This is a genomic window from Bacillus sp. JCM 19034 (assembly GCF_001310635.1).
Lineage (GTDB): Bacteria > Bacillota > Bacilli > Bacillales > Bacillaceae_D > Halalkalibacter.
Window position 1 is genome coordinate 244,204 of sequence record NZ_BAXR01000001.1, and the last position, 12,348, is coordinate 256,551.

General features: G+C 35.9%; 12 protein-coding genes and 1 pseudogene. 12 read left to right on the forward strand and 1 reads right to left on the reverse strand.

Translation table 11 applies throughout. From position 1 onward, the window contains the following. Nucleotides 1–27 precede the first annotated feature (27 nt). Both JCM19034_RS01285 and JCM19034_RS01290 read left to right on the forward strand, forming a co-directional pair. Nucleotides 28–879 (forward strand): HAD family hydrolase, encoded by an 852-nt coding sequence (locus tag JCM19034_RS01285; protein ID WP_062046642.1) that lies wholly within the window; start codon nucleotides 28–30, stop codon nucleotides 877–879. An 80-nt stretch (nucleotides 880–959) separates the two neighbouring features. Further along, nucleotides 960–1,550, forward strand: coding sequence for an SIMPL domain-containing protein (locus JCM19034_RS01290; protein ID WP_062046644.1), 591 nt, complete (start codon nucleotides 960–962; stop codon nucleotides 1,548–1,550). Nucleotides 1,551–1,577: 27 nt separating this feature from the next. Here the strand turns inward: JCM19034_RS01290 and JCM19034_RS21460 are convergent, their stop codons facing one another. Continuing rightward, a complete protein-coding gene (locus tag JCM19034_RS21460; RefSeq protein WP_156323836.1) occupies nucleotides 1,578–1,721 on the reverse strand; it encodes a hypothetical protein in 144 nt (47 codons plus the stop codon). A 163-nt stretch (nucleotides 1,722–1,884) separates the two neighbouring features. Between JCM19034_RS21460 and JCM19034_RS01295 the strand changes: the two genes are divergently transcribed. The 10 genes and pseudogenes from JCM19034_RS01295 (at nucleotide 1,885) to JCM19034_RS01340 (ending at nucleotide 12,331) form a co-directional block, all read left to right on the forward strand. After that, on the forward strand, nucleotides 1,885–2,238 hold the full coding sequence (locus JCM19034_RS01295; RefSeq protein WP_062046646.1) for a YolD-like family protein: 354 nt from the start codon (nucleotides 1,885–1,887) through the stop codon (nucleotides 2,236–2,238). A 55-nt stretch (nucleotides 2,239–2,293) separates the two neighbouring features. Further along, nucleotides 2,294–3,727, forward strand: a complete 1,434-nt coding sequence (locus JCM19034_RS01300; RefSeq protein WP_197276320.1) for an NAD-dependent succinate-semialdehyde dehydrogenase — start codon at nucleotides 2,294–2,296, stop codon at nucleotides 3,725–3,727. Nucleotides 3,728–3,836: 109 nt separating this feature from the next. Beyond that, nucleotides 3,837–4,454 (forward strand): hypothetical protein, encoded by a 618-nt coding sequence (locus JCM19034_RS01305; RefSeq protein ID WP_062046648.1) that lies wholly within the window; start codon nucleotides 3,837–3,839, stop codon nucleotides 4,452–4,454. Nucleotides 4,455–4,519: 65 nt separating this feature from the next. After that, nucleotides 4,520–5,575 carry an aromatic acid exporter family protein gene (locus JCM19034_RS01310; RefSeq protein WP_062046650.1) on the forward strand — a complete coding sequence of 352 codons (1,056 nt, stop codon included), beginning with the start codon at nucleotides 4,520–4,522 and terminating at the stop codon, nucleotides 5,573–5,575. A gap of 1 nt (nucleotide 5,576) precedes the next feature. Continuing rightward, nucleotides 5,577–6,029: an SMI1/KNR4 family protein gene (locus JCM19034_RS01315; RefSeq protein WP_156323837.1), complete on the forward strand. Its 453-nt coding sequence runs from the start codon at nucleotides 5,577–5,579 to the stop codon at nucleotides 6,027–6,029. A gap of 671 nt (nucleotides 6,030–6,700) precedes the next feature. Next, nucleotides 6,701–8,830 (forward strand): glycoside hydrolase family 2 protein, encoded by a 2,130-nt coding sequence (locus JCM19034_RS01320; RefSeq protein ID WP_231686751.1) that lies wholly within the window; start codon nucleotides 6,701–6,703, stop codon nucleotides 8,828–8,830. 155 nt (nucleotides 8,831–8,985) lie between these two features. Further along, nucleotides 8,986–9,768, forward strand: a complete 783-nt coding sequence (locus JCM19034_RS23840) for a TraB/GumN family protein (RefSeq protein WP_062046653.1) — start codon at nucleotides 8,986–8,988, stop codon at nucleotides 9,766–9,768. After that, nucleotides 9,753–10,250 (forward strand): TraB/GumN family protein, encoded by a 498-nt coding sequence (locus tag JCM19034_RS23845; protein WP_062046655.1) that lies wholly within the window; start codon nucleotides 9,753–9,755, stop codon nucleotides 10,248–10,250. The genes JCM19034_RS23840 and JCM19034_RS23845 overlap by 16 nt, the downstream gene beginning before the upstream one ends. Nucleotides 10,251–10,372: 122 nt before the next feature. Next, on the forward strand, nucleotides 10,373–11,296 hold the full coding sequence (locus JCM19034_RS01335; protein ID WP_062046657.1) for a manganese-dependent inorganic pyrophosphatase: 924 nt from the start codon (nucleotides 10,373–10,375) through the stop codon (nucleotides 11,294–11,296). A 253-nt stretch (nucleotides 11,297–11,549) separates the two neighbouring features. Continuing rightward, nucleotides 11,550–12,331: pseudogene (locus tag JCM19034_RS01340) on the forward strand (TerC family protein). Nucleotides 12,332–12,348: the final 17 nt, after the last annotated feature.

Below are 12,348 nucleotides of genomic sequence, written 5' to 3' on the forward strand. Positions count from 1 at the left end.
AAGAAAGACAAATCTAGGAGTGGGATAATGGAAAAGTACAGAGCAATTGTATTGGATATGGATGGAACGCTGTTGAATAATCAGAATGAAATTTGCGAGCCGATAAAAGGAGTTATTGAAGAAATTCGCCAGCAAGGTGTATATGTTTTTATTGCGACTGGTCGGACAATGAAGGAAGCTCAAGGTGTAATGCCTAATGATTTTAAAGTAGATGGTTTTGTTACAGCGAATGGGATGAGCGTTTCAATTGGTGATGAAGTATTAGTGGAGCATGCTCTTCCTGAAAAGGTAGTGCGGGCAGTGATAGATGGAGCTAAAAAAGTCAACGTATATTATGAAGTACACCCGATAAAGGGATCTAGATATTTGTTAAAGGATGATTATCAAATGGTTAAGAATCATTTGGTTGAACCAAAACCTCATACAGTTGATGAAAATGAATGGTTATATCTCCATGACGATTTTGATAAGGAAATACATTGGGTTGAAGAACTGATATATTCAAATGTCACCAAAATGTATTTTTTCAGCCGAGATCGAAAGCAAATTGATGAATGGAAAAAAGAGCTTGCAAGTTTACAAAGTACATATGAGTTTTCGATGTTTTCTTCAACTGCTCATAATGTTGAAGTGACTGTAGCGAATTTATCAAAGGCTACCGGAGTTAAAAAACTTCTTGAACATATGGAAATTCTTCCTAATGAAGTGATGGCTGTAGGAGATGGAGAAAATGACTTGCCTTTATTCAACTATATTGGTTATCCAGTTGCAATGAAAAATGGCACTCCGATAGTTCGAAGTGCGGCAAAAGAAGTGACACGTTTTACGAATGAGGACGATGGATTATATCATTTTTTAAAGGATTCTTTTCTAGGCTAATGTTTTACTAATGATTAATGAATAAGGAGTTTGCCTTTGGCATATGTAATAATGGTTACTATTGCTTAAGGAGGTAGAAAATGAACTCTTATGATCAACGATTAACTGTTTTTGGGCAAGCGAGTGAATCTAGTGCACCTAATAAAGCTCTGCTTATTCTTGGAACAGTAACAGAGAATCAGCAAATAAGTGTTGCTCAAGCAGAAAATAGTGCAAGAATCACAAATGTCGTCCAACAATTAGAAACGTTTGGGGTTAGCGGTGAAAGTATTCAAACAGAGTCGTATCGTGTCTCACCTGAATATGACTACATTGAGGGACAGCAAATACTTCGGGGCTATCGTGTTACTCATTTATTAAAAGTGGATGTGGCACGAATGGATCTTGTTGGAACAATTATTGATGCCGTTGTGGAAGCAGGTGCAAATTCGATTGTCTCCATTTCCTTTATGATAAGTGATGAATCGTTCGTCTATGAACAAGCATTAACGCAGGCTATTGAAAATGCTAAACAAAAAGCAGAAGTAATTGCAGGGACAATTGGAGCTATACTACAGCCGCTTCCAACTAAAGTTATAGAGCATTTTAGTGTCACTCCATTAGAGAGAAGCGGCTACCCAATGGTTTTATCTGCTTATAGTGAGAATCCCCCATTCAAGCGGGCGATTTAATAGTTCAAGCAAATGTTGAGGTTGATTTTATTTATCGTTCGAATACTTCTTCTTAGCAATGGGTCTTTTTTTATTTGTAATTGGTTGCTTTTGTTCAAGGTTTGTTTCTGTCTTGTCTTGATTTTGAGAAGAACGGTTTTTTTGCCGGGCATACCATGATATTATTTTCATTTCATCACCTCATTGTAAGTCTTTGTCCTATACTATGTACGATCGTTGGCGAGTATGACCCCACAAGGAAATTTGCGTTTACTTTAGCTAGTTCCTCCCTTGTTATCGAATGTATGTTCGTTTATAATTAGAACATGTATCGGCATAAGGAGGAAGTGGTACCGTGGATATAAAGCATAACGAACGATTGTCAAGAGGCAATAAATTATGGGAAATGAAGTTTGTTCTTCCAGAGCATAAGCAAGAATTAACCGATTGGAAAAAAGAGCAAGAGAAAGTTCCGTGTCCACAATTAGATGAACAGGCACGAATAGAGATCGAACGACTGCTACTTCATTCATTGTATCATCACAGCTCGATCGAACTGGTTTATTGGCACAATGGTTATTTACATAAAATGAAAACGGTAATCATGCAATTGAACTATGAGAAAAAGCTATTGACTTGTAAGGATGGAGAAGGAGTTATTTCCATTCGTATGAAATATTTAAAGGATGTAAGTAGTGTAACTGATTAATTTAAAATGAGCATACTAAAGATTGCAATAATATGGTAGTAAGGATGAGGAAGGAATGTTGAGCGTGGAAGGTAAGTTATATATAAACGGGAAGTGGATTGGTCAAAACTTACCCGAAATAGAGGTTATGAATCCAGCAACTGGAGAATGTATCGGCACAATTCGAAAAGCAGGTGAGGGGCATATTAGGGAGGCAATTTATGCTGCAAATGATGCTTTTTATGCATGGTCAAAGACGTCTGCTCACAAGCGAGCACTAGTGCTAATGAAATGGCATAATTTAGTGTTAGAACATAAACAAGTGATAGCTGAAACAATTACAGAAGAGATGGGTAAGCCAATACAGGAAGCTTTGGGTGAAGTAGAATATGCAGCTTCTTTTATTTCTTGGTATGCTGAAGAAGGGAAACGGATGTATGGACGAACGATCCCTGCACAATCTAAAAATAAGAGAATTCAAGTTATCAAGCAACCTGTTGGGGTAGTTGCGGTCATAACGCCGTGGAATTTCCCGGCAGCGATGCTCACCCGTAAAGTAGCTCCCGCATTAGCAGCAGGCTGTACAACTATTATAAAACCAGCAGAAGAAAGTCCACTCACGGCAATACGGTTAGTAGAACTCGGTGAACAAGCAGGAATTCCGCATGGGGTTATTAACTTACTAACAGGTGATGCTGATCAAATCGGCAAGCGGCTAACTCATAGCTCAATCGTTAAAAAATTGACGTTTACAGGTTCAACGAGGGTCGGTAAACTATTAATGAAGCAAAGTGCAGAAACGATGAAAAATGTCTCATTAGAATTAGGTGGACATGCTCCTGCTATCGTTTGTGAAGATGTTCATATCGACTCAGTTGTTCAGGCTATCGTCGCTTCAAAATTTCGAAATGCTGGTCAAACGTGTATATGTGTCAATCGTGTCTATGTTCATGAGTCTATTTATGCCCCGTTTATTAAGAAACTGACAGAGAGCGTATCAAAGTTGAAGGTTGGACAAGGGTTAAGTGAGGACGTTCAAGTAGGACCTTTAATAAATAAAGAAGCCTATGAAAAAGTTAAACAACATGTAGAAGATGCACAGCAGCATGGTGCGAAGGTAACAATTGGTGGAGAAGGTTTTGTTAATAAAGGATATTATTTTAACCCAACAGTTATTATTCATGCTACAGATGAAATGCTGATTATGCAAGAAGAAACATTTGGGCCTGTTATTCCTGTCACCCCAGTACAATCTGACGAGGAAGCTGTCAGAAGAGCTAATAATAGTAGCTATGGATTAGCGGCTTACCTCTTTACAGAAAGCATGTCCAGAGGAGTGCTGATCTCAGAACAGTTAGAGTATGGAATCATCGGTTGGAACGATGGAGCACCATCGATAGCGGAAGCTCCATTTGGCGGGATGAAAGAGAGTGGGATTGGAAGAGAAGGTGGGATAGAAGGGTTAGAAGCCTATTTAGAAACGAAATATGTATCAATCGGTTTAATGTAAATCGGTGTCTTTTTAAAGTGAGCTAATTCAGTAGATGTTTTGTTTGAAAAAGAACTTGAGAATAGTATCTGTTAAAAGGTTTTTATTGAAAAGCAGGAGTGATTAATAGGTGAAAAAACCATACATAATTATCTTTATTGCATTTATTATTGCGGCATTGCTCTATTATTATTTTGTTTATAACAAAGAAGAACATACGGAAATCATGAATGACGAAGTGAGCAAACGAGTTTCGCAAGAAGAAGTAGAAAATAATGAGCGAAACGAAAAGAACGAAGAAACTCAAGAGGGACCAGTTATTGAATACATTGAATCAGAGCTGGATATTGCTTATCATGAGGGACAAGAAGAGAAAGTGAAAAAGGTGATTGCTGAGCGCCATGAATATTTGAATGAATTAGCAGGTTGGGGAAATGCTGAAATAATAAGGTTCGAGGACCTTTTAGATAGCACGGGGTGGCAACAACTAAAAGAAGATATTAAGTGGTTATATGAGGACGGATTCGCCCCATCATTAGTTATAAATGATATGTTAAACGCAGAACAATTTATCCACGTAGCAGAAAACGGTGATCGGATGTCTGTTCGTTATATTCATCGAATATTCCATGACTTAGACGCGGCAATTAATGGAGCAGATGTTGATCGAGTTTGGGGTGTAACACAAGCATTCGGGGAAGCACGTCAACAACAAGAAGTTATGAATTATTTGAACCGAACCCCATAACCTAACATGGGAAACTATGTTATACTAGTTGGTAAAATAAAAGTAATATGAATGGATCTTAGAAGATGAAACAATTGATACAAAAGCAGAAAATAGTAGGAGAACGTATGATCAAAACTGCGGTAGCTGTTTTTGTAACAGCTACCGTTTGTCAGTTTTTTGAATTACCTGCTGTATTTGCAGTAATTATTGCCATTGTGACTATTGAACCGACAGCAGCTGCCTCGATAAGAAAAGGAATCATTCGTTTTCCGGCAGCCTTAATCGGGGCTGCACTGGCAATGACGTTCACTTATTTTTTCGGGCATACCGCGTTAACGTATACGTTGTCTGCCTTTTTGACGATTTATGTTTGTCATAAATTGAGATTAGAAGCAGGAGCACTTATTGCGACGATTACGGCAGTTGCAATGATTCCTATTACAAATGATCACTATTTTCTATCTTTCGTTGAACGAGCTGGGACAACGACAATTGGATTATGCGTTTCGACATTAGTTAATTTAACGATATTACCGGCTCACTTTTTAAAGGATATTAGTAGAAGAAATCAAGAGTTGTTAAAGCGTATCGCGATATTATTAGAGCAGCAAATTAAAGATATACAACAAAGGAGGCCGCACCAAGCTAGTAGAAAATCCGCTTATAGAGAATTGAGTGCTGAATTAACTAAAAATGAAATGTTGTGCCAATATCAATGTGATGAGTGGAAATACCATAGCCATTCTATTCGTGAACAGCGTGTGTATTTACATGAGCGAAATAAACTTGAGCATATTCAACAAATCCATTATTATATCGGTCATTTATTTACAATTCATCCGTTAGAAGCACAACCTAATGATTCGCACTCATTTGAATTAGATGAAATCGTTAGACTACTAATCAACAGGTTACATGAACCTTCTCAACCGGTAAATGAAGGATCTGTCACTTTACTTGAGCAGTTTGACCACCGTTTTTGGAACGAAAGAAACGAAGGATTGGCAGATAAAAAAAACGACAAGCATCTCTTTTCACAACAGGATTTAATTACGTTTGTGTTACTCTCTATTGATGATGAATTAGATGAGATTGCAAAAATAGAAAAAAAGAAGCAGAAACTTGAAAGGATTAGATAAAGTGGAGATTTATCAGGGAGAAAACTTTTGGTCTGTTAGAACGGCATATAAACCTGGAATGCCTTTAAATCAAGAAAAACGACATATAATTGAAGGAAAATTAGGAGTTACTTTACCAGATGAGTATATTGAATTAATGAACAAACAAAACGGTGGAGAACTTCAATATAGATATATTGTATTCGAAGATGGCGAAGCAATCATTATCCCGTTTTTCTTTGAAATGGATGTAGACAGTGGAGTTGGGATGTCTCCAATTATTGTTGATCAATATGGATTGCCAGATGAATTAGTATTACTAACAGGTGATTTAGAAGCGTGGGTTGCCCTAGATTACCGAAATCGAAAGATACCGAAAGTAGTATATTTTATTCAAGAAGAGACTGGGATGTGGCAAGAGTTTGAAATTGCAGCCTCTTTTTCTGAGTTCTTAAAAAAGTTAATTAGGAAATAATTCATTAGCCAAACAGACTTTCTATAAAAGGAAGTCTGTTTTTTCATGTAAGTCTGTTTTAAAAGTGGTTATGATTTTGAAAAATAAATGTTAAATGTTTCTTATTCATAGTTTTATAAAGTTATGGATAGTAAAATGTAACCTTACAAATAGTTTGCAAGTTAAGTATTTGTGTTTTATAATAAACTAACAATTAGATTAACAAAAGATAACCGATAACAGAGATTTTAATTTACGAGAGGGAGCGGATATTCTTGAATAAAAGCATTTATACTGGGGTTACGACGAAAAAATATCAAATTGGACCTTTAAACAAAGTGATGAGGGAAAATGGTTACAAGCTTTTGTACCGGGCTTTGTCCATACAGATTTAATTAAAAATGGAATAATAGATGATCCTTCTATCGAAAAAATGAATTAGATGTTCAATGGATTGATAAGAAGGATTGGGAATACAAGGCAGTTTTTGATATAGAAAAAGATATGTTACAAGCAACCAACATAGAGATTGAATTTGAGGGCTTAGATACATATGCAGATGTTTACTTAAACGATAATCACATATTGTCAGCAAATAATATGTTTCGAAAGTGGAACATGAATGTGAGAGATTACGTTAAGGAAAAAATAACGAGTTAAGAGTATACTTTCGCTCACCGATTAATGAAGATTTGCCAAAGCTTGAACAACTAGGCTATCAATTACCAGCTTCTAATGATCATTCTGAAGATGGACAATTAGGTGCTAAGAAAGTTAGTGTTTTTGCACGAAAAGCACCATATCATTATGGTTGGGATTGGGGCCCTCGTTTTGTAACGAGTGGTATTTGGAAAGATGTTAACATCAACGCATGGGATGAGCTACGAGTACAAGATTTGTACATTCGCCAAGATCATATAAGCTCTAGCTTAGCAAATGTTACAGCTATTATAGAAGTAGAAGCTGATCAAACTTGGAGTGGAACTGTAAAATTAGCAGCAGATCAATGTTTAGTAGAAAAAAAGATCAATCTCAAAAAAGGAACCAACGAGCTTGAAATTCAGCTAGAAATAAATAAACCTAATCTTTGGTGGTCAAGGGGCTTAGGAGAGCAGTATTTATATCATTTTACAGCCACTTTTGAACAAAAGGGTGAAATCGTTGCGAGTAAAACTGTTAAAACTGGATTACGTACAATTAAAGTCATTCGAGAGAACGATCAGGATGGTCAATCATTTTATTTTGAGTTAAACGGAATTCCTGTTTTTACAAAAGGGGCTAATCATATACCAAACGATAGCTTTGTTACAGAAGTCACATACGAGCGGTATAAGCATGAAATTGTCAGTGCAGTTGAAGCTAACATGAACATGCTTCGCGTTTGGGGAGGAGGTATATACGAATCTGATACTTTCTATGAATTATGTGATGAATACGGGATATTAGTTTGGCAAGATTTTATGTTTGCATGTAGTATGTACCCTGGTGATTATGCGTTTTTAGAAAATGTTAAAGAAGAAGCGATCGATACAGTTAAGCGGTTACGCAATTACCCATGTATAGCTATTTGGTGTGGCAACAATGAAATTGATATAGCGTGGTCACACTATGTGGAGAACGGAGGATGGGGTTGGAAAAAAGACTTTACCGACAAGCAGCGAGAAAAAATGTGGAAAGATTACGAAGCTATCTTCCATCAATTATTGCCAAAGGTTGTAAATGAGCTTTCGCCTCATGTATTTTATTGGCCGTCTTCACCAATGCAGGGAGTAACAAATAATGAACAACAACATGCAACAAATAACTCAACAAAAGGGGATATTCATTATTGGGAAGTATGGCATATGCAGAAGCCGTTTCATGAATATAATGCACACGTCGGTCGTTATATGAGTGAATATGGATTTCAGTCGTTTCCTGAATTGAAGACAATTAAATCATTTGCGACAGATGGGGAACTAGCTTGGGAATCTGATGTAATGTTGCATCATCAAAAGAATGGCGATGGAAACTTCTTAATTAAACAATATATGGATATGTATTTACCAGAACCGAAAGATTTCCGATCTTTTCTTTATATGAGTCATGTATTACAAGCAGAAGGAATTAAGAGTGCAATTGAGGCACATCGTCGCAATAAACCGTTTTGTATGGGAACTCTTTACTGGCAAATAAACGACTGTTGGCCTGTCGCATCATGGTCAAGTATCGATTATTACGGACGATGGAAAGCTCTTCATTATTATGTAAAGAAAGCGTTTAAAGATGTTGCTATCGTAATTGATGGTACTGAACATTCAAACATTAATATACATGTCATTTCTGACCAACTAGAAGATGCTAAAGGGATTTTACAAATGAAGGTGATGACATTTAATGGTGACGAGATACTCTCCGAAAGTGAGCCTGTTACAATTGTAGGGAATAGTGCCGAGATAAAATATTCTACCTCTATTGAGAAGATTATCAATAACAACAATGTAGAAGAAATCGTTTTCGTTGCCCAATTACTTATTGATGAAAAAATCATTGATGAAAAGGAGCATTATTTTGTTCAAAGTAAGAATTTAGTGTTGAAGGAACCTAAATTAAAGCTTGACCGTATCAATGATACCGAATTTGAGCTATCAACGGAATCGTTAGCGAAAAATGTTTATTTAGAGACGGAAGAGGAAGGGGTCTTTTCTGATAATTATTTTGATTTACTGCCGGGAAAAAAGAAAAGAGTGACATTTATGCAGTTGGATCAGCATACGTTTACTGCTCAATCCTTCCCGGCCCTACAAATTACTTCAATGTTTGATCACATGAAACATTCTTAAATTGATTAGAGCTACTAGAGTAGGATTTATCCTTTACTAGTAGCCTTTTCAATTGGTAAAAGTTCCTTTTTATCTTTTTTGTTCCCTCTTTTCTCTAAAGTATTATAATGGTATGATCATAAGTGATGATTTTAGAGCAATTATTGGAGGATAATGTGAGATATCTCAACAAACTAATTACGGTAATATTCATTTTGATCATAGTTTGTGCTTGTCAAAATGTAAATACCATTCAACCGCATTTAGCTTTCGAAGATGATCGGCTAGAAGCATATATAGAATCGTTAGCAAATGAAAATGAGATCGACTTTATCGACGAGTTACATACAATTAAGAAACTAGATTTAACAAACTTTGGTGTAGTTAGTCTAGAAGGTATTCACGTGTTAGAAGGGTTAGAAGAGATTATTTTATCTGGAAATGATTTAGATAGCTTAGAACCTTTACTTCGTTTACCTAACCTACAAATGGTTAATTTTGAAAATGTAACAATTGATACAAAAGAGCATTCAAATGATATAGATGTGATACAAGAACTACTGGAACGTCAAATAGACGTTATTTATGACAAGGAAGAAGAGCAAATTTTTTCAAAAGGGTTATTATATCAAGTTGAGCATAACGAAAATTCAATTTTTTTATTTGGGACGGTCTATGTTAATAGTGAGGATTTATTTCCATTGCATCCATTTATAGAAGATGCGTTTGATCAAGCTGATCAAATTGCATTTGTTGTAAATGTTAATGAAAAAGATGAAGTTGCTATCATGCAGGCGATGGTGGAGTTAGGTGTGTATAATGATGGTACGTCACTTGAAGAGCATATCTCAGAGGAATTATACAATGAGCTACTCACATTTATTGGGAACTATGATTTAGAGCAGGAAGCGATTCTGCGATTTAAACCATGGGCTGTTGCGATATGCTTCAATCATTGATAGTAGAAAATTACGGGTATTCAAATCGCAAAAATATGGATCAATATTTCTTGATGAAAGCTGAAGAGTCACAAAAGCCTGTTATGAGCTTAGAGAATTTTAAAGATCAAATGGAATTAAGTGATAAATTAGATCTTACACTGCAAGAAGATCTATTAAAAGAAACGTTACAAGAAGTACAGCATTCTACAGAAGGTACATTGTCTCAATTAAAAGATTCATGGGCGAATTCCAGACTAGAATCGTTGGCAGCGTTGCGAAATAATAAGAAATATCGTGATCTTGAAACAAATCCCTTTTCTTTAGCTTTGGTCGCTGAACGTGATCAGAAAATGGCTGAAAAGTTACACGAATTACTTGAAGAAGAGGAAGGAGAAACGACATTTGTTGTTATTAATTCCCTTCACTTAGTTGGAGAGGATAATATTATTGAACATTTAGAAGAATACGGTTATATCGTAGAGAATCTATTTCAAGAATAGTTTATAATAGTGATGGGTATCGTTTAAAATTGTCTATTTCCTACTTTTCTTATTGGGTATTTTACGATATTATAATGATGGTATCCGAAATGAAATAATGACAAACTTTGAGGAGTGTAAATATGGGAAAAGTTTTGATTTTTGGGCATAAGAACCCAGATACAGATACGATTTGTTCAGCACTAGCGTATGCTGACTTGAAAAAAGAATTAGGCTTGGATGTTGAAGCAATCAGATTAGGGGAAATAAACGGAGAAACGAATTTTGCGTTAAAGCAATTTAATATTGATCCCCCTCGTTTAGTAGAACAAGTGTCTAATGAGGTTGAAGAAGTCATACTTGTAGACCATAATGAAAAGCAACAAAGTGCAAATGATATTGAGCAAGTACGTGTATTGGAAGTAATTGATCATCATCGAATTGCTAATTTTGAAACGAGTGATCCGCTTTACTACCGAGCAGAACCAGTCGGTTGTACTGCAACGATCTTAAATAAATTGTATAAAGAGAACGGTGTAAAAATTAAAAAGGAAATCGCTGGATTAATGTTGTCAGCTATTATTTCTGATTCATTACTATTTAAATCTCCTACTTGTACGGATGAGGATGTCGAAGCAGCTCGTGAATTAGCTGAAATTGCTGGAGTAAACCCGCAAACATATGGATTAGAAATGTTAAAAGCGGGTGCTGATATTAGTGATAAATCAGCTAAAGAGTTAATTACACTTGATGCAAAAGAATTTGAAATGAATGGCAATAAGGTTGAAATTGCTCAAGTGAATACAGTTGATACAGATGATGTGTTTGCTCGACAAACTGAATTAGAAGCGGAAATGAACAAAGTGGTTAATGATAAGAATTTAGATTTATTCTTACTTGTTGTAACTGATATTTTAAATAATGATTCAGTAGGCTTAGCTGTAGGCCAAGCGCAGTCGGCTGTAGAGAGAGCATTTAATGTTACGCTTGAAAATAATCAAGCATTATTGAAGGGCGTTGTATCTCGCAAGAAGCAAGTTGTTCCTGTTTTAACGAAAGCTTTTTAAGCTGTTAAATAGTTATTGACAAAGTTCTATTTTTTAGCTATGATTTGTCTATTAACATACATATCTTCCTAAAGGGGAGTAGCTTTTACAATACTATCGTCATTACAGAGTGTACGCTCTCGGTAGTATTGGCAACCAATCGTTGTTAGCAAGACCTTTACTAGTTACAGTAAAGGTCTTTTTCTGTCTTTTTTTGGACCTTTACCTAATAGGTGAGGGTCTTTTTTATATTTATAAAAGGAGTGGTTTATTAGTGGAATGGTCGATTCTATTAGAATATAGTTGGGTATTGATTGTGCTAATTGTGTTAGAAGGGCTGCTTGCTGCGGATAATGCATTAGTCTTGGCAATAATGGTTAAACATTTGCCTGATGAGCAGCGTAAAAAAGCCCTGTTTTATGGGTTAGCGGGAGCGTTTGTATTTCGGTTAGCTTCGTTGTTTATGATTTCATTTGTTGTTGGTGTATGGCAAGTTCAAGCGATTGGTGCTCTGTACTTGTTGTTTATTGCCTTTAACCATCTATTCCGAAAGATTGTGATAAAAAACAGGAAGATTCATTAAAAATAGAAAAAAACAAAAATACGGGATTTTGGTTAACTGTATTAAAAGTAGAAATAGCTGACATTGCTTTTGCGGTTGACTCTATTTTAGCAGCTGTTGCCTTAGCGATGGTATTACCAGATACACCGCTTCCGACAATTGGAGGGCTAGATGGTGGAAAGTTTCTTGTTATCTTTTTAGGAGGATTTATTGGCTTAGTCATTATGCGTTTTGCTGCTGGAGTATTTGTGAATTTATTACATGCCAAACCCGGATTAGAAATCGCAGCTTTTGTCATTGTCGGTTGGGTTGGAGTAAAGCTTGCTGTTTATACATTGTGTCACCCAGCCCTAGACGTTCTCCCTGAATCGTTTGCGGAATCAACGATATGGAAGGTGACATTTTATAGCGTCTTAATTTTAATTGCTTTATGTGGCTGGTTTCTATCAAAGGACAAAGAAGTGAACGAGGAGAAAAAACAAACAGCTTCGTAGTTGTCATGTTATGATAA

What these genes read in the sequence shown, in the direction of transcription:
- JCM19034_RS01285 (WP_062046642.1), top strand. Translation starts at nt 28, where the DNA reads ATGGAAAAGTACAGAGCAATTGTATTGGATATGGATGGAACGCTGTTG.
- JCM19034_RS21460 (WP_156323836.1), bottom strand. Translation starts at nt 1,721, where the DNA reads ATGAAAATAATATCATGGTATGCCCGGCAAAAAAACCGTTCTTCTCAA.
- JCM19034_RS01335 (WP_062046657.1), top strand. Translation starts at nt 10,373, where the DNA reads ATGGGAAAAGTTTTGATTTTTGGGCATAAGAACCCAGATACAGATACG.
- JCM19034_RS01290 (WP_062046644.1), top strand. Translation starts at nt 960, where the DNA reads ATGAACTCTTATGATCAACGATTAACTGTTTTTGGGCAAGCGAGTGAA.
- JCM19034_RS23845 (WP_062046655.1), top strand. Translation starts at nt 9,753, where the DNA reads ATGCTTCAATCATTGATAGTAGAAAATTACGGGTATTCAAATCGCAAA.
- JCM19034_RS01310 (WP_062046650.1), top strand. Translation starts at nt 4,520, where the DNA reads ATGAAACAATTGATACAAAAGCAGAAAATAGTAGGAGAACGTATGATC.
- JCM19034_RS01300 (WP_197276320.1), top strand. Translation starts at nt 2,294, where the DNA reads ATGTTGAGCGTGGAAGGTAAGTTATATATAAACGGGAAGTGGATTGGT.